General features: G+C 70.4%; 18 protein-coding genes. 2 read left to right on the plus strand and 16 right to left on the minus strand.

The window, feature by feature from the left end:
• Positions 1-16 precede the first annotated feature (16 nt).
• The 10 genes from QMO56_RS13825 to QMO56_RS13870 form a co-directional block, all read right to left on the minus strand.
• Positions 17-1,564: an alpha-N-arabinofuranosidase gene (locus QMO56_RS13825; protein ID WP_283526527.1), complete on the minus strand. Its 1,548-nt coding sequence runs from the start codon at positions 1,562-1,564 to the stop codon at positions 17-19.
• Positions 1,561-2,460, minus strand: a complete 900-nt coding sequence (locus QMO56_RS13830) for an ABC transporter ATP-binding protein (RefSeq protein WP_283526528.1) — start codon at positions 2,458-2,460, stop codon at positions 1,561-1,563. The genes QMO56_RS13825 and QMO56_RS13830 overlap by 4 nt, the downstream gene beginning before the upstream one ends.
• Positions 2,457-3,500, minus strand: a complete 1,044-nt coding sequence (locus tag QMO56_RS13835; protein ID WP_283526529.1) for an ABC transporter ATP-binding protein — start codon at positions 3,498-3,500, stop codon at positions 2,457-2,459. Before QMO56_RS13835 ends, QMO56_RS13830 begins: the two co-directional genes overlap by 4 nt.
• Entirely contained in the window at positions 3,497-4,360 is an 864-nt protein-coding gene (locus tag QMO56_RS13840) for an ABC transporter permease (RefSeq protein ID WP_283526530.1), read from the minus strand. The genes QMO56_RS13835 and QMO56_RS13840 overlap by 4 nt, the downstream gene beginning before the upstream one ends.
• 3 nt (positions 4,361-4,363) lie before the next feature.
• Entirely contained in the window at positions 4,364-5,368 is a 1,005-nt protein-coding gene (locus QMO56_RS13845) for an ABC transporter permease (protein ID WP_283526531.1), read from the minus strand.
• A 73-nt stretch (positions 5,369-5,441) separates the two neighbouring features.
• Entirely contained in the window at positions 5,442-7,328 is a 1,887-nt protein-coding gene (locus tag QMO56_RS13850) for an ABC transporter substrate-binding protein (RefSeq protein ID WP_283526532.1), read from the minus strand.
• Between the two features lie 119 nt (positions 7,329-7,447).
• Entirely contained in the window at positions 7,448-8,389 is a 942-nt protein-coding gene (locus tag QMO56_RS13855) for a transcriptional regulator (protein WP_283526533.1), read from the minus strand.
• Positions 8,390-8,656: 267 nt separating this feature from the next.
• Positions 8,657-9,070, minus strand: a complete 414-nt coding sequence (locus QMO56_RS13860; RefSeq protein WP_283526534.1) for a hypothetical protein — start codon at positions 9,068-9,070, stop codon at positions 8,657-8,659.
• A 58-nt stretch (positions 9,071-9,128) separates the two neighbouring features.
• Positions 9,129-9,962, minus strand: coding sequence for an inositol monophosphatase (locus QMO56_RS13865; protein WP_283526535.1), 834 nt, complete (start codon positions 9,960-9,962; stop codon positions 9,129-9,131).
• Positions 9,959-10,843, minus strand: coding sequence for a diacylglycerol kinase family protein (locus QMO56_RS13870; protein ID WP_283526536.1), 885 nt, complete (start codon positions 10,841-10,843; stop codon positions 9,959-9,961). Before QMO56_RS13870 ends, QMO56_RS13865 begins: the two co-directional genes overlap by 4 nt.
• A 136-nt stretch (positions 10,844-10,979) precedes the next feature.
• Here QMO56_RS13870 and QMO56_RS13875 point away from each other — a divergent pair, with 136 nt between their 5' ends.
• On the plus strand, positions 10,980-11,231 hold the full coding sequence (locus QMO56_RS13875; RefSeq protein WP_283526537.1) for a hypothetical protein: 252 nt from the start codon (positions 10,980-10,982) through the stop codon (positions 11,229-11,231).
• Positions 11,232-11,309: 78 nt separating this feature from the next.
• Here QMO56_RS13875 and QMO56_RS13880 read toward each other — a convergent pair whose 3' ends face one another.
• From QMO56_RS13880 to QMO56_RS13895, 4 genes are all read right to left on the minus strand, one after another.
• Positions 11,310-12,077, minus strand: a complete 768-nt coding sequence (locus QMO56_RS13880; protein ID WP_283526538.1) for an SDR family NAD(P)-dependent oxidoreductase — start codon at positions 12,075-12,077, stop codon at positions 11,310-11,312.
• Between the two features lie 96 nt (positions 12,078-12,173).
• Positions 12,174-12,338, minus strand: a complete 165-nt coding sequence (locus tag QMO56_RS13885) for a hypothetical protein (protein WP_283526539.1) — start codon at positions 12,336-12,338, stop codon at positions 12,174-12,176.
• A 100-nt stretch (positions 12,339-12,438) separates the two neighbouring features.
• Positions 12,439-13,389 carry a glucokinase gene (glk, locus tag QMO56_RS13890; protein WP_283526540.1) on the minus strand — a complete coding sequence of 317 codons (951 nt, stop codon included), beginning with the start codon at positions 13,387-13,389 and terminating at the stop codon, positions 12,439-12,441.
• Entirely contained in the window at positions 13,386-14,342 is a 957-nt protein-coding gene (locus QMO56_RS13895) for a 1-phosphofructokinase family hexose kinase (protein ID WP_283526541.1), read from the minus strand. Before QMO56_RS13895 ends, glk begins: the two co-directional genes overlap by 4 nt.
• A 232-nt stretch (positions 14,343-14,574) precedes the next feature.
• On the opposite strand from QMO56_RS13895, the gene QMO56_RS13900 reads away from it, so the two are divergent.
• Entirely contained in the window at positions 14,575-15,408 is an 834-nt protein-coding gene (locus tag QMO56_RS13900; protein ID WP_283526542.1) for a triacylglycerol lipase, read from the plus strand.
• A gap of 136 nt (positions 15,409-15,544) precedes the next feature.
• Here the strand turns inward: QMO56_RS13900 and QMO56_RS13905 are convergent, their stop codons facing one another.
• Complete coding sequence (locus QMO56_RS13905; RefSeq protein WP_283526543.1) at positions 15,545-16,957, minus strand: amidase; 1,413 nt, start codon at positions 16,955-16,957, stop codon at positions 15,545-15,547.
• On the minus strand, positions 16,954-17,148 hold the full coding sequence (locus QMO56_RS13910) for a hypothetical protein (protein WP_283526544.1): 195 nt from the start codon (positions 17,146-17,148) through the stop codon (positions 16,954-16,956). Before QMO56_RS13910 ends, QMO56_RS13905 begins: the two co-directional genes overlap by 4 nt.
• Between the last annotated feature and the right edge of the window lie 9 nt (positions 17,149-17,157).

A 17,157-nucleotide genomic window follows, 5' to 3' on the forward strand; every position in this document is an offset into this window, starting at 1 on the left:
CCCCCAGACTTCTTCCTTATGCCGCTGGTGCCAGCCGGATCATGCACCAGGAAGCGGGTGGCAGCGAAACCCGCAGGCTTCCGGGCCCGCAATCAATGCCGCGCAGCGGTTCCGGCGCCACCTGGTCGGGCCGTTCCTTGGTGTTCACCGCCTTCAGGTCGTCGTGCCGGAGCTGCGTCGCCTGTTCCACGGCGAGGGGGCCGAAGCTGCGCAGCTCGGTCTCGAAGGCGAGCGCCTCGTCCAGGTGGCGGTTCAGCACGAACAGCGTGACATGACCGCTGCCCGCGTTATGCACCGCCGAGAGCTTCAGATAGGGCACTGCCGGCAGCGGGAAGTGCAGCTCCTGCGTTCCACGCGGGTCGTAGTAGTCGGTGGCGTAGGTGGGGGAGTCCACGAGGCCGCGCAGCACCCGGCCGCGGCCGAAATTGCTCATCTGCGCGAAGGGATGGAAGATCGTCTGCCGCCAGGCAGGTCCGCCATTCTCGGTCATGATCGGCGCGATGACGTTGACGAGCTGCGCCAGGCAGGCACTCTTCACGCGGTCGGCGTGGTTCAGCAGGGAGATGCAGGCGCCGCCGAAGGCCAGCGCATCCTCCATGTTGTAGATCTCTTCCAGGATCGGCGGCGCCACCGGCCAGCCCGGAATGGTCCGGCCCTCGCGCTTGCCGCGCGTGCGGTACCAGACATTCCACTCGTCGAAGCTCAGCATCAGCCGCTTGGCGGAGCGTCGCTTGGCCGCCACGGCATCGGCGATGGCGACGACCTCCTCGATGAAGCTGTCCATCAGGTCGGCCGAGGCGAGGAAGGCCTGCGGGTCGTCCTTGTAGTTGTTGAGGTAGGTGTGGAGGGAGATGAACTCCACATGGTCGAAGGTGTGCTCCAGCACCTCCTCCTCCCAGGCGCCGAAGGTGGGCATGTTGCGGGCGGAGGAGCCGCAGGCGGCGAGCGTCAGGCTCGGGTCCACCCAGCGCATCATCTTCGCCGCCTCGGTGGCGATACGGCCGTACTCCGTGGCCGTCTTGGTCTCCATCTGCCAGGGGCCGTCCATCTCGTTGCCCAGGCACCAGAACTTGACCCCGTGCGGCTGCGCCCAGCCGTGCTGCTTGCGCAGGTCGGAGAGGGTGGTGCCGCCGGGATGGTTGCAGTACTCGACATAGCGCCGCGCCGCGTCGGCGCCGCGCGTGCCGAGATTGACCGCCAGCATCGGCTCGATGCCGGTGGCGCGGCACCAGTCGATGAACTCGTTGGTGCCGAAGAGGTTGGGCTCGGTGGTCATCCAGGCGAGGTCGAGCCGGCGGGGCCGCTGCTCGACGGGGCCGACGCCATCCTCCCAGTCATAGCCCGAGACGAAGTTGCCGCCGGGATAGCGCATGATGGTGGGCGCCAGTTCCTTGACCAGGTCCAGCACGTCCTGGCGGAAGCCCTTCTCGTTCGCGGTGGGGTGCCCGGGCTCGTAGATGCCGCCATAGACGCATCGGCCGAGATGCTCGATGAAGGCGCCGAACAGGCGCGGATCGGTGTCGCCGACCACGAAGTCTCGGTCGAACAGGGCTTTGGCTTTCAAGGGACGTCTCCGCTTCTTGCTGCCAGGCTTGCGCCGGCGGGCGACCATGGCTGCGCAGGGACGCCGGCCTCGGCGGCATCGGCCTCGGCGGCATCGGCCTCGGGCGGATCGGCCGAGAGCACGGACGCCCTGAGCAGGATGGAATAGGGGTGCTGCGGCGCCATCAGCACGCGGCGCGCATCGCCGGCCTCCACCACCTCGCCGCGCTGCATGATGATGATGCGGTCGCTGATGTAGTAGGCGGTGGCGAGATCGTGCGTGATGTAGATGATCGAGACGCCCAGCTCGTCGCGCAGGCGGCGGAACAGGTTCACCACCGTCATGCGCAGCGAGGCGTCGATCATCGAGACCGGCTCGTCGGCGACAAGCAGGGCGGGCCCGGGGATCAGCGCCCGCGCGATGGCGACGCGCTGCAACTGCCCGCCGGACAGCTCGTGCGGGAAGCGGCCGCGGATCTCGGCCAGCGAGAGGCCGACCTTGTGCAGCGCCTCGTCCGCCTTCGCCTCCTGCGCCACGCGGCCCTGCGCCCCGGTGAAGTGGTGCGCCGTGGCGTAGAGATAGCGGTCCACACGCTTCAGCGGGTTGAAGGCCTCGAAGGGGTTCTGAAAGACCGGCTGCACCGCCTGCATGAAGGCGCGCCGGTCGGCGGCGCGGCGGATGGTGGCGAGGTCGCGCCCGCGGAACAGGATCTGGCCCTCGCCGGGCGCCGTGGCGTTCAGGATCATCCGCGCCAGGGTGGACTTGCCGCTGCCGGACTCGCCGATGATGGCGAAGACTTCCGGCCGGCCGGTCTCCAGCGTGAAGCTGACATCGTGCACGGCGCGGGTGCGGTGCCGCAGCCAGCCCCCGCCATAGCTCTTGCCGATGCCGCGCAATTCCAGAAGGGGCAGGCTCATGACGCAAGCTCCTGGCGCACGGCGTGGCAGGCGACGCGGTGTCCGGGCAGCAGTTCCTCCATCGGCGGCGCCTCAGTCCGGCAGATGTCCATGGCGAGCGGGCAGCGTGGATGGAAGCGGCAGCCCGGCGGCGGCTTTGCGAGGCTGGGCGGCGTGCCGTTCAGTCCTGCCTTGGGCGCGTCATCCCCGATGCGCGGCAGGCTGGCGACCAGGTGCCGCGTATAGGGGTGCAGCGGCCGCCGCAGCAGGCTGCGGGTGGGCGCCTCCTCCACCAGCCGGCCGGCATACATGATGCCCAGCCGGTCGGTCAGGTTGGCATGCACCGCCATGTCATGCGTCACGAACAGCACGGAGGAACCCATTTCCTGCTGGATGCCGCGGATCATCGTCAGCACGCTCTTCTGCACCACGACGTCGAGCGCCGTGGTCGGCTCGTCGGCGATGATGAAGGCCGGGCGGCAGACCGTGGCGAGGGCGATGGTCACGCGCTGCCGCATGCCGCCGGAGAGTTCGTGTGGATATGCATTCAGCACGCGCGGCTCCAGATTCAGCCGCGCCAGATGCCCTTCCACCCGCTGCAGGAAGACCGGCATCGGCAGGTGCATGTGGCGGAAGGCGAAGTCCAGGAAGGAGTGCCGGATGCGCCGCACCGGGTTCAGGACGTTCATCGAGCCCTGCATGATGTAGGACAGGTGCCGCCAGCGGATGGCGGCCAGGGCGTGCGGATCGAGCTTGTAGATGTCGGCAGGGCCTTCACCGAAGTCGAAGCGGACGCTGCCGTCCACCACGTTCAGCGGTGGCCGGATGGCGCGGGCGATGGTCTTGATCAGGCTGCTCTTGCCTGAGCTGGATTCGCCGGCGATGCCGTAGATCTCGTTGCGGCCGATCTGCAGCGTGATGCCGTCCACCGCGCGCACCTCGCGCGTCACGCCGAAGAAGCGCATCTGGTAGTAGGCGCGCAGCTTCTCCACCGAGAGGACCGGAGCGGGGAGGGCGGGCGTCGGGCGCGGCGGCGCGAGCATCATGGTCTCCTCCGTCATCCGGCGCCTCCCGTGCGCGCCAGCCGGCTGCGCGGGTCGATGTACTCGTTCATGGAGACAGCGAGCAGGAAGAGGCCGACGAAGAGGCAGACCACCAGCGCCACCGGGAAGGCCACCCACCACCAGATGCCGGAGACCATCGCCGCGTGCTGGTTTGCCCAGTAGATCATGCCGCCGATGGTGGGCGTGTTGATGTCGGTGAAGCCGAGGACGGAGAGCGTCACCTCCAGCCCGATCGACCAGTTCATGTTGTTCATGGTGGTGGAGAAGACGATCGGCAGCACATAGGGCAGGTGCTCGCGCAGCACGACCTCGGGCGCGCGCATGCCGGAGAACACCGCCTGATGCGTGAACTCCCGCGTGCGCAGGCTCATCGCCATGGAGCGGATCAGCCGCGCGTCGTAGGACCAGCCGAGGCTGGCGGTGACCACGGCCAGCATGGTCCAGGACATGTTGTCGCGCATGACGAAGTAGAACAGCACGAGGATCGGGAAGAGCGGGATGATGATGAAGGTGTCGTTCACCGACATCAGCACCCGGTCCACCGCGCCGCCGAGATAGCCGGCGAGCAGGCCGACGGTGAGCGAGATGATGCGGCTGAGCACGGCGACGGTGATGCCGAAGAGCAGCGTGTTCCGGATGGCCAGGGTGAGCTGCCAGAACACATCCTGCCCGCGCGAGGTGGTGCCGAGGATGAACTCGGCCGAGGGGGGCATATCCGGCGGCACGACGTAGACGTCGAGCGGCGGATAGGGCGAGACGGCGGAGAGCGCCGCCATCCCCGCCACCAGCAGCAGCAGGAAGCAGCCCAGGCCGAAGCCCCGGTTGTAGCGCAGCAGGTCTCGCAGGATTCGCAGCATGGCTCAGCGCTCCCGCACGCGAGGATCGAGCAGCGGATAGGCAAGGTCCACCAGCAGCACCGCGGCCGAGACAGCAATGATCGAGACCGAGGTGACGCCGATCACCAGGCTGTAGTCGCCCGCATGCACCGCCGCGATCAGCAGCGTGCCGAGGCCGGGATAGCCGAAGACCTGCTCGGTGATGATGGCGCCGTTGAAGATGGCGCCGAGGGACATGGCGAGACCCGTCACCTGCGGCGCGATGGCGTTGCGCATCACGTAGGAGCGCATGATGCGCGAGCGCTTCACGCCCGCCAGCTCGGCATAGACCGTATAGTCCTCGGTGACGGTGTTGGAGACCAGCGCGCGCATGCCCATGAACCAGGTGCCGATACCGACCAGGATCAGCGACATGGCCGGCAGGATGGCATGCTTCAGCACGCTCAGGACGAAGGGCAGGTTCAGGCTGCGCTCCACGCCGGGGTCATGCGCGCCGGTGATCGGCAGGATCGGCCAGAGAAAGCCGAAGACGATCAGCAGCACGAAGGCGATGATGTAGTAGGGGATCGGGTGCAGCCCCATGGCGATGACGCCCACCGCCTTCAGCACCCGGCTCTCGCGGTAGTAGCCCGCCAGCCCGCCCAGCAGGTTGCCGATGGCCCAGGCGAGCAGCGTGGCCACGGTGAGCAGCCCTGCGGTCCAGGGCACGGCGCGGGCGATCAGCGTCGAGACCGGTGTGGGGAAGGCGGAGAGCGAGGGGCCGAAATCCGCGATCAGGATGCGCTTCCAGAAGGTGACGTACTGGTCGAGCGGGCTCCCCCCGACGCCGTAGAGCGCGCGCAGCGATTCCCGCATGGTCTCGATCGCCGCCGGGCTGGTCTGGCCGAAGGAGGTGGCGGCGGCGATGGTCTGCTCCACCGGGTCGATCGGCGTGGCGTGGGTGATGAAGTAGGTGACGTTGATGCCGATGAAGACGACCAGCACGAACTGCGCCAGCCGCTTCAGCAGATAGGAGCCGTAGGATGTCATGCCGGGCGTCCCTGTCCGATCCGGGGAGGCGCACGGCGCGGGCGCGCCGTGCGGGCGTCGGGTGGCTGGTCGCTCAGGCCTGGCGCGGCTTGACCCGCACCATCATGTAGCGGGAGTTCGACCAGTTCGGCACCGGATTGGCGTAGGGCTCCTCCGATGTGGGGAAGCCGGTCCAGTAGGTCTCGTCCATCACCGTAAAGACATTGTAGGCCATCAACGGAATGGTCGGCATCTCGCGCACCGCGAGCTTCACGTACTCGCGCCCCAGTTCGACGGTCTGCGGGTCCTCGAAGCTGACTTTGCGGATCTTCTCGATGATCGCGTCCAGCTCCTTGCTCGACCAGCGCTGGTAATTGCGCGGTGGCTGCGGCTTGCCGGGCGGCGCCACGTATTGCGAATGCCAGCTGTCGAGGAAGTAGGAGAGGTCGGGGTGCCCGCCATAGGTCTCGACGCTCCAGAACACCATGGCCTCGTAGTCGCCGGCGTTGCGGCGATCGACCAGGCTGCTCTGCGCCACCTCGGTGCGCGCGTCGATGCCGAACTGCCGCCAGTTCTGCACGATCATGGTGCCGGCGCGAGTCATCACCGGGCGCGCCTCGCCCTCCACCAGCAGGCGGATGCTGAAGGGCTGGCCATCCGGCGTCTGCCAGCTGCTGCCCTGCTTGCGGAAGCCGGCGCTCTCCAGCAGCTCCTGAGCCGCCTGCGGATCGGCCTTCCACCAGCCCAGGCCAAAGGACTTCGCCACCTCCGCAGGATCGGTCGGCACGTCGTCGTTGGAGCGCCTGACCATATCGGCGATCTGCCTGCCGAGCGTCGCGTCATAGGGGCGGATCTTGCGCTTGCCGGTGTCCAGCTCGAAAGCGGCAAGCCAGTCCTGCAGCGGCTCGTGATAGTCCTTCGGGTGTGTGCCGGTCGGCGGCACGCCGATGGCGGAGATGGTGGCGGCGCCGCGATAGGAGGCCATGGCCACCGCACGGATGTCGATCAGCAGCGCCAGCGCCCAGCGCACGCGGCGGTCCTGGAACAGCGGGTTCTGGTTGTTGAGCAGCACCGCCGGCAGCGTCGGGTCCGGATGAGCGTAGGGGAAGCGCGGAAACCAGGAATGCGACACCTTCGACTGGCGGGCGATGGTGAACATCCCCTCCGGCGCGACGTCATGAATGACGTCGAGGTCGTGGTTGAGCTGCGCGATGACGCGCTTGTCCGGCGGGCCGGGGTCGATGTAGCTGACATAGCGCGGGCCGGGCTGGCCGAAGAGGCCGAGCGTGGTGCGCTGCCAGTCCTCGCGCCGCTCCCAGGTGAAGCGGCGGCCGTCCGGGTCGTAGCTGTGCAGCACATAGGCGCCGAGGCTGACCGGCTTGTTGAAGTCGAACCGCATCGGGTCCGGCTGCTTCTCGAAGACATGCTTCGGCATCATCCAGATGCCGCTGAAGCGCACGGTGAACAGCGAGTGGAAGCGGGAATTCGCCCGCTTCAGCCTGAAGTGCGCGGTATGGCGGTCGGGGGTCGTCACTTCCGCGACGTTCAGCGCCAGCAAGGCGCCCCAGCGCATCGCCGTGTTCTTCATCTGGGTCTCGACGGTATAGGCGAGGTCGGCGGAGGTGAACTCGACGCCGTCGCTCCAGAAGATGCCCGGCCGCAGCTTCACCGTCATCTCGTTGAAGCCTTCGTCGTAGATCGGCTTCTCGGCGGCGAGCGCGTTGTACCAGGGACCTTCCAGCCCCTGCTCGGGGTCCATGAACCACAGCGTGTCCATGGCGAGCTGGTGCAGGCCGGTGTACTGGCCGCCGGCATTGATGGTCCAGATGTTGAACCAGCCAGGGTTGCGGATCGTGCCTTCCGGGTTCTCCAGGATCAGCGTCTCGCGCCGCGCCGGGCTGGCGGCGGGCGCCTGCGCCAGGACGGGGGCGGCGGCGAGAGCAAGCGGTGTCGCCAGCAGGCTTCTGCGTGTGATCTCCATCGGACGTCTCCTTGCGGCCCCTCTGGTGTGGGCTTTGGAGGGGACGCTAGGATTCGTTCCGCGAGCAGGTCAACGAAAATAGCGGTATAGACCCGGAAATCTGATATGAATGCCGCAGTTCAACGCCGCAGGTGCATCCGCAGCAGGATGTCCTGGTCGTGGTTGCCGAAGTGCCGGCCGAAGATGTTAACGCCGCCCGGGTGGCGCGCGCCCTCCTCGATGCCGATACGCAGCCGGATGGAGTGGTGGCTCTGCAGGTCGAGCTGCGCCAGGTTGACGGAGGAGAGCTTGATGCCGTCGAGATAGGTGCCGCGCTCGGTGACGCGCCAGTTGGTGAGCTTGCCGTATTGCGAGCCTTCGAGCTTCCACCAACGCGGCGTGTAGGTGCCGCGCTTGTCGCCGTAGTCGCCGGGCGAGGTCCAGGTGCCGATCTTCACGCCGTTCACCCAGAGGCTGATGTCGGAGGGCCAGTTGACGTTCGTCCCCGGCACTTCCGAGGACATTTCCAGGCTGAACTCCAACGCCTCGATCTGCGCCTTCATCAGCTTGGCGTTGTTGGGGAACTTGTACTCGACATAGCCGCGCGAGAACCAGATCAGCATCGCCTGCATGCGCGCGGGGTCGAGAAAGAAGTCGGGCACGTCGAGCAGCCCGATGACGCCGTCCTCCGAGCAGAGGCCGCAGGGAGCGCTGACGCTGCAGCTCGTGTAGAGGCCGAGCGGCATGGCCACCTCGATGAGGTCCTGCTTCCGCTCCACCGGCGGCCGCGCCAGGCGGATGACGATCTCGTCGAAGGGCGTGCTGCAGATCTTCTGCTGACCCTTGCTGGCCTTCACCGTCTCGGTGCGCAGCAGCGCGCTTTTCTCCAGGATCTGCACATTGGTCGCCACGGTGGACTGCGGCAGGCCGAGCGCCTTGCCGATGTCGTTGACATTCAGTGGCCCGCGCTCGCGCAGCAGGCGCAGGATGTGCAGGCGGACAGGCGAGGCGAGACTGCGGACGGTCTCGCCATTCTCCTCGGCCACGACCATGACGAAGCTTCGGTTTGAAAGGCTGCTCATCCGCCGCACTGTGTCAGGGGTGGCGGAGCATATCCAGATCTTTGATAGGCTCCGCGGCGGCCTGCCGCAGCGCCGCGGCAAAGGGTGGAAGCCGCCTGAGCCGCCCCCCGGTTTTCCCACCGGCCTGTCCGTGCGCTCCGGGGATCAGAACCGCCTCCGGGAGGGGTGCCATCCCTCCCGGTCCCTCCCCGTTGGGAGAGCTGAGCTCCCCCAGGCTCCCACCTGCGCTTCCCAAGCGGCGGCGGGGGCCGGAGCTGCGCCCCTGGCTTACTGCGCCAGCGCCTGCCGCAGGTCGCTGACCGTGACGCGCAGGGCGGCCGTCTTCGCCGCCACCTCAGGGCGGAGCTGAAAACCCTGCAGCCGGGCATGGATCTCGGCCGAGGCGCCATCGCCGCCGCCCTCGACGAGGTGCAGGGCATCGGCCAGGAAGCCCTGCATCGCCTCGGCGGAGGGCGTGGCGCCCTTGGCTCCGGCCTCGTCGATCCGCAGCATCAGGTTGCTGAAGCCGCGCAGCCAGGCAAAGTCCGGGTCGTGCATCACCGCCTGCAGCAGGGCGTAGGGGTTGCTGGCGAGCGGACTGCCGGCCGCCTGGGCGTTCAGCAGGGTGCGGTGCAGGTCGGCCAGGGCGGCGCTCAGGCGGCGGTGCGGGGCCGGGGCGGGGCGGGAAGAGGTCTGGGGCATCGGGGACCACCTTGTCGGAGAGAAGGGCGGGGCTGCGGGATGCCTAGCCGGCCCGGTGCTAGGTGGCCAGTTCGCAGAGCTGCCGGACCGCTTCCGGCCGGCCCAGGATCACCGGGCGGCGCCATTGCCCGGCATCGCCATCCGGCGTCCCGGCGGTGAAGCGCGCGAAGGGTTTCCAGCCTTCCGGCCCAAGGGTGCGGATCTCGCCGCCGGTGGCGCGCACCAGCGCGAAGCCGCCGGCCACGTCCCAGGCGTTCGGCCGCTCGAAGCGCGCCACCTCCATCAGGCCGGCGGCGATGAAGGCGCATTCGATCGCGGCCGAGCCGGTCCGCCGCGCCTCCCAGGCCTGTGGCGAGCGTGGCGAGGCATCCACGAAGCCGCCCAGCCGCCGCCGCACCGAGGGGTTGAAGAGCGGCTGCACCGGCTCTTCCTCGAAGAACAGCCCGCCGCCGCGCACCGCGTGATAGACGCCGGCGCGCAGCGCATGGCTGGCGGCGCACCAGACCGCCCCGGCGATCGGCTCGCCGTCCAGCAGCACGCCCACCGAGCCGGCGAAGAGCGGAAAGCCGTTGATGTAGTTGGCGGTGCCGTCCACCGGGTCCACCGCCCAGAGGAAGCGGCTGCCGCGCGCCGGGCGCTCGCCGGATTCCTCGCCGAGCACGTCATGGTCCGGGAAATGCTCGGCCAGTCGGGCGCGGATCATCGCCTCCACCGCCTGGTCCACCTCGGAGACCGGGTCCTTCAGGCTCTCCCCGCCATGGCCGCCCGGCTTGTAGTGGACCTCTGGCGCGCGGCGGAGCCCGGCGGCCATCTCTCGCCCCGCCAGCCGGGCGAGGTCGAGCGCCATCGCCCCGATCCGCTCCAGGGTTTCCTGCGGCAGCGCATCGTTCATGGCGAACTCCTTTCTGCAAGGCCCATGGCGGGCGGAACCAGGACCTGCAACGCCTCCGCCTCGATCTCCATGGTCGCGGTGAAGGGCTGTTCCTGCGGGAGACTTTCGTCGTCCAGGCGGATCGGGCCACGCGGCCAGTCCACGCTGATCCGCCGGCCGCGCCAGCTCTCCGTCGGCGGCGGGCCGGCCTCGGGGGCGTCGAGCCAGGCCAGCATGGCCTCGCGGCGGTCGGGGGGCAGGCTGATGGCGTCCAGCCAGCCATCGCCGGGCTCTGCCTGCGGCGCCAGCGGCAGGTTGGGGCCGAACAGGCCGATGTTCATGACCTCCAGGAACAGCGTCTCCACCTCCCGCCCGGTGCCGTCGATGGTCAGGCAGGCGCGGAGCGGCTCCGCGGCGGAGAGAATGGCGCGGAAGGCGGCCCGGCCGGCCTCCACGCCCTTCAGCCCCTTGCGGTCGGCCCGCTCGACGGCGCGGGCGAAGGCGCCAAAGCCGGCCGCCTCGACGATGCGGCGCCGTCCCCACGGCCCTTCGGCATAGGCCAGGTTCAGGGGGCGGCGCGCAGCCATGCGCCAGCCGGCCGCGAAGGCTTCCGGCGACTCCCAGCTTCCCAGCGCGCGCGCGAGGTTGTTGGCTGTTCCGAGCGGCAGGATGGCCAGGGGCAGCCGGCGATTCTCCAGCCGCGTCGCGACCTTGCCCACCGTGCCGTCGCCGCCGGCGACGACCAGCAGCCCGGCGGCGGCTTCCAGCTCCTCGCGGAAGCTGTCGCCTCTGGTGTTGCAGGCGCGTGCCGTCAGCCCGGCACCCTGCAGCAGTGCCAGGAGCGCTTCCGGCGAATGCCCCTCATCCCCGGCGGAGGGATTGTGAAACAGTGTGGTTTCCATGCCGGCATGAACACCTGCCGGCGCCAGGCGTTCCCGGAATGCGGCGGCTGCATGATTCGCGAAGTGGCGGTTAAGAAACGCTTAACCGCATGGCCTCACCATCATGGCCGCAACTGACTTGAAATGGCATCCGGCCGTGGAACAAGACGTCTATCGTGAGCCTTCCGCCGAACTCAGCGCGGCACTTGCCGCCGCGGCGGCCCGCAACGCGCCGGAGGCCATTGAGTATGTCGCCTACTGGATTGCCGACCATGCCCGCATGGCGATCGAGGGCAGCGTGGAGCTGCTGCCGCAGGACCTGGCGCTGACGGCCGGCGTGCTGCTGGCGATCGCGCAGGAGATGCGCAACTCCAGGGTGGCGCCGCTGCGGCTGGTCGCCTCGCGCTGAACGCCTGAGCCTCCGCGGAGGGGCCGGGGGAACTCCTCCCGGCCTTTTTTTCTTTCCGTCAGCCGGTCTGGCGGGCGATCAGGCGCCGCCCCAGTTCATCATCAGGCCGCCATCCATCACCCAGGTCTGGCCGGTGACGTAGTCGCCCGTCTCGGCGGCGAGGAACAGCGCGAGCTGCGCGATTTCCTCCGGCTGGCCGGCTCGGTGCCAGGGAATGGCGGCGAAGGAGGATTCGCGTGCCTGCGGGTCATCGATCCGCTTCTGGGTCATCGGCGTCTGGATCATGCCGGGCGCGATGTTGTTGACGTTGATCTTGTCCTCCGCCAGCTCCCGCGCCAGGCTGCGGGTGAGCGAGCCGACCGCAGCCTTGGCCATGCCGTAGGGGGCGCTGTCCGGCGTGGGCAGGAACTGCGCCACCGAGCTGATGTTGACGATGCGCCCGCGGCCGCCATGCTGCCGGCGCAGCCGGATGAAGGCGCGGCAACAGAACAGCGGCCCCTTCATGTCGGTGCGCAGGACGCGCTCCAGTACGTCGTCGTCCATCTCGGCGACGGGCATGTCATGCATTCCGGTGCCGGCATTGTTCACCAGCAGCTCGGGCGCGCCGAGTTCCGCCGCCGCCCTGAACAGCGCCTCCACCGAGGCGGGATCGCCGACGTCGCATTGCGCGACCACCGCGCGCCGGCCGGCAGCCCGCACGCGGCGCGCGGTTTCCTCGCCGCCTTCCCGGTCCTGGAAGTAGCTGAGGCAGACATCCGCGCCCTGCTGCGCGAAAGCCTCCGCGATGGCGCGGCCGATGCCGGAATCCGCACCGGTGATGATGGCGAGCTTGCCCTGCAGTCTCATGCGATTCTCCTGCCTTTGCGGATCAACCGGCGGGCAGGGCGGCGGTCGCGCCGGCGCGGGTCACATCCCCCGGCGCCGGCCGTGCCGCGGGGAGGGCTAGCGGCGTTCCCAGTCGCTCTCGTCCTCCTGGCTGGGCAGGTCGGTCACCGCCTCCGAGACGACCACCGAGAGCAACTGGTCGGGCGTGGTGCCCAACTCGCTCGCCCGGCGCTCGATCTCCTCGGCAAGACTCTCCGGCAGCTCGATCCTCATCTCCGTCATCGTGTTCACCCTGGTCCCCGGTTGCACCGGAACAAGAACGTCCGGCGCGGCCGCCGGATGCGCACCCGTCGGCAATCTGGGGCGGGCGCGTCGTTGCGCCTCAGCCGGTCATCAGGCGCGGACGATAGGCGGCGGCACCCAGCAGCCCGGTATGCGGCCGCAGGACCTGCACCACCGGCACCGCCTCCAGCAGGCCGGCGAAGCGCCCCTTGGCGTGGAAGGCCGTCAGCAGCGCCTCCTGGTCCAGCAGCGGCCCGAGGCCCCGGCAGAGCCCGCCCGTGATGTAGACCCCGCCCCCGGTGAGCAGCGTCAGCGCCAGATTGCCGGCCGTGGCGCCCAGGATGGCGGAGAACAGCCGCACCGCCTCGGCGCAGATGGGGCAGGCGCCCGAAGCGGCCCGCTGCGACACGTCCGCCGGGCTTTCCACCGGGACCGCCGCCCCGCGGATCTCGCCCAGGATGCGGGTGAGCTGCAACAGGCCGGGCCCCGAGAGCAGCCGCTCCGTGGAGACATGCCCGCCATGAAGCGGCCGCAGCCGCTGCAGGATTTCGGCCTGCAGCGCATCCTGCGGCGCGAAGGAGGCGTGGCCGCCCTCGCTGGGCAGGATATGGGCTGCGCCGCCTTCCCGCAGCACGAAGGCGACGCCCAGCCCGGTGCCCGGGCCGAGCACCACCTGCGGCCGCTCCGCCTGCGGCTGCCCCGGCTTGAGCACCCGCAGGTCCTCCGGCGTCATCAGGCTGATGGCGGCGGCCTGGGCGACGAAGTCATTGATCACCGTCAGCCGCTCCAGGTCCAGCGCCTGCTGCGCCGCACGGATCGAGAAGTGCCAGGTATTGTTGGTGAAGGTGACGGTGTCGCCGCGCACCGGCGTGGCAACGGCGAAGACCGCCTCCTCCACCGTGCGGCCGGCCAGATAGGCGCGCGCGGCCTCCACCACGCCGGGATGGTCGGCCACCGCGAGCTTGCGCTCCTCCTGCGGCGGCCCGCCCGCCTCGCTCAGCGCGAAGCGGGCATTGGTGCCGCCGAGATCCGCCAGCAGCCGCCGGGTCACGGCAGGGCCCCGGCCATCTGCGGCACCGAGGTGATGCGGGCGCGCAGGGCGCCCACCTCCGCCCGCGTCGGATGCGCCGTGCCCGCATTGGAGACCGCCGCCGCGCCGGCCGCGACCCCCCAGGCGAAGGCGTCGGTCGGCGTGTCGCCGCGCGCCAGGGCGAGGGTCATGGCGGCGAGGAAGCTGTCCCCGGCGCCGACCGCGCCGCGCACCACCACGTCGAGCGCCGGCAGGCGCAGCGTGCCCTCAGCCGTGGCGAGCAAGGCGCCGTCGCCGCCCAGCGTCACCGCCACCATCCGCGCGCCGCCCGCGCGGACCACGTCCATCGCCGCCGCCTCCAGCGCCGCCGGCTCGCGCAGCGGGCGGCCCATCAGCGCCTCGAACTCGCCAAGGCTCGGCTTGATCAGCTCCAGCCCGCCCTGCCGCAGCGCCAGCTTCAGCCCCTCGCCGGAGGTGTCGAGCACGCAGCGCAGCCCCTGCCGGGAGGCCTGTGCCGCCAGCCGGGCGTAGAAGTCGGACGGCACGCCGGGCGGCAGGCTGCCGCTGGCGACCAGCCAGCCCTCGCGCAGCTCGGCGGCGGCAGCGAGGGCGGCTTCCCATTCCGGCGCGGAGACGGTCGGCCCCTCGGCGACGAAGCGGTATTCCAGCCCCGTCTTGCGCTCCAGCACCGTGTGGCTGATGCGGGTGCGCCCGGCGATCGGGATGGTGCGATGCGGCACCCCGCCTTCCTCCAGCAGCTCCTCCAGGAACCGCCCGGTGACGCCGCCGGCCAGGATGATGGCCTGCGTCTCGCCGCCCAGTTCCCGCACCACGCGCGCCACGTTGACGCCGCCGCCGCCGGGGTCCTGCCGCTCGCCGTGCGTGCGGATCTTGCGCACGGGATGCACCGTCTCCGCCTCGCTGGCGAGATCGATGGTGGGGTTCAAGGTCAGGGTCGCTACGAATGAGGACATCGTGCCGGCACTCCTTGCTGGCCCCGACATATGGCGCGGGACGCGGGGCATGTCATGCCATGCGGTGGCGGAAGCCTGGCGGATTGCTCCGCCGCCCCGTCACCCCATCTTTACGAAGCCCTGGCCGCGCGCGGATATTGATGCGGTTCAGGCAAGCTTGTGAGGAAGATCCGTTGCGAAACCGCGTCTGCCCATCCGTTTCGGTTCCGGCCATCGGCTGCCGGTGCGCACGATGACGGGCACACGGCGCTTCGCGGGCGTGCTCCAGCCCTGGACCGATATCTGGTCCCGCTCGGGCTGGCGCGTGCAGACGCATTGCAAGACCGGCCTGGGGCGGGCGGTGGACCCCTTCGGCGGCGTTGCCATGACCGGCCCGGCCGAGGCCTGTGTGGCGCATGCGGCGCGGCGTGCCCGTCCCGCCCGCTGCCGCCGCGCGGTGGTGGTGCTGCATGGCCTCGGCCACCATCCCGGCGGCATGGCGCGGATGGCGGTGGCGCTGGCCGATTCCGGCTGGGCGGTGGCGAATATCGGCTATGCCAGCCTGCGGCAGTCACTGGAGCATCATGCGCGGGCGGCTAGCCGCGTCGCCGCCGCGCTGGCTGAGGATGGCGCCGCCGAGATCGCCTTTGTCGGGCACAGCCTGGGCGGGCTGGTGGCGCGGGCCGCCATGGCGCGGGCGGCGGAGGATGGCTGGCGGCCTGGCCGGCTGGTGCTGATCGGTTCGCCGGCGCGGGGAGCGAGCATTGCCGAGGTTGCCGCGCGGGTGGCCGCCTACCGGGCGCTGACGGGCAGCTGCGGCCAGACGGTGACGCCTGCCGGCGCCGCCTCGGTGCCATTGCCGGACTGCCGGGGCATGGCGGTGATTGCCGGCGGCACCGGCGGGCGCGGCTTCAACCCGCTGCTGCCGGGCGACAATGACGGCATCGTGACAGTCGAGGAAACCCGCCTGCCCGGCTGGGAGGACGCCTTCACCCGTGTGCGTGCCCTGCACACGCCGCTGGCGGCCAGCCCGGGCGCCGTCATTTCGGCGCTGAGCTTTCTCGAAAGCGGCCGGATGGCGGCCTGAGGCGACGCATCAAGGCCGGAGGAATTCATTCCCCTCAGCTTTGCCTTGAGTTCCCGGCGCCTGCGGCCTGCGCAGGTCAAAACCGATCAAAAGAAGATGGGGGTTCGGGGGAATTCCTTCCCCCGACCTTTTCCCCTCACCCCAGGGCTTCCAGCGCCAGCGGCGGATGCCGCGGCAGGCCGGCGGCGCGTTCCCAGGCGGCGGCCGCACGCAGCAGGGTTCGCTCCTCGAAGGGGCGGGCCACCAGCTGCAGCGAGAGCGGCAGGCCGGCGGAGGAGAGCCCCGCCATCATCCCCACCGCCGGATGCCCGGTGACGTTGAACGGCGCCCGCGCGTGCAGCGGATAGGTGCGGGCGACCTCCGCCGCATCCTCGATGCGGGCTGGCGTCACCACCGAGCTGGCGCAGAGCAGCACGTCCACCTCGCGGAAGGCATCGTCCACCGCCGCTGTCAGCAGGCGGCGCAGGCGCATGGCCTGCATCAGGTCCTCGGCCGAGAGGAAGGCGCCGGTAAGCAGGGCGGCCCGGGTCAGCCCGGCATAGTCGCCGGGCCGGCGACGCAGCCAGTCCCCGTGGATGGCAAAGGCCTCGGCGGTCAGGATGACGCGGTTGACGGCGGCGAAGCGCTCATGCGGGGGCAGGGTCACGTCGCGCAGCGTGGCGCCCTGGCGGACGAACTCGGCCGCGGCGGCCTCCAGCGCGCTGGCAACCTCAGGATCGGCGGGGAGGTCCGCTTCGTGGAAATGCCGCACGAAGCCGATGCGCAGCCCCGCCACGCCGCGCGCCAGGTCGGCCGCCGGATCGGTCCAGCCGGGCGCGGCGGCGCTGCCGGGATCGGCGGGGTCGTGCCCGGCCAGGGCGCGGGTCAGCAGCGCCACGTCCTCTACGCTGCGTGCCATCGGCCCGACATGGTCGAGCGTCCAGGAAAGCGGAAAGACGCCGGTGCGCGGCAGCAGCCCATAGGTCGGCTTCAGCCCGACCAGCCCGGCGGCGCTGGCGGGGTTGCGGACGGAGCCGCCGGTGTCGCTGCCGAGCGCCAGCGGGAAGAACCCGGCCGCCAGCCCGGCGCCGGAGCCGGAGGAGGAACCGCCGGGATGATGGGCCAGGTTCCAGGGGTTGCGCGCCGGCGGGAAGGGCAGGTCGAAGCAGGGGCCGCCGACGGCGAACTCGTGTGTGGAGAGCTTGCCCAGCAGGATGGCGCCGGCACCCCGCAGCCGCGCCACCACTGTGGCATCCCGCGCCGCCACATGGTCCAGCCGCAGCTTCGAATGGCAGGTGGTGGGCTGGCCGGCGACGTCGATGATGTCCTTCAGCCCGACCGGTACGCCATGCAGCGGCGAACGCGGGCCGGCCGCCGCGATTTCCCGCGCCGCCTCCGCCGCCGCGGCGCGCGCGCCCTTCACGTCCAGGCGAATGAAGGCATGCACCCGCCCCTCCTGCGCCGCGATGCGGGCCAGCAGCGCCTCCACCACCTCCACCGGGGATACGGCGCGGGCGGCATAGGCGCGGTGCAGTTCCGCCGCGCCCAGCAGGTGCAGCGGGCGGCTCACCGGGCCCCCTCGATGCGCTGCGCCGGCGCGGGCTCCGCCTCCGGCGGCAGCGCATCGGCCAGGGCGGCGCGCAGGGCGAAGGCGCGCCGCGCCGCCGCCAGCAGCGCCGCCTCATGGTCCCGCAGCGCGATCTCCAGGCCCATCTGGCGTGCCAGCAACCGGATCAGCGTCTCTTCCTCGGCGGCGGTCATGGCAGGACT

The sequence above is a fragment of the Roseomonas sp. E05 genome, assembly GCF_030063475.1.
In the GTDB taxonomy this organism is placed as follows: Bacteria; Pseudomonadota; Alphaproteobacteria; order Acetobacterales; family Acetobacteraceae; genus Pseudoroseomonas.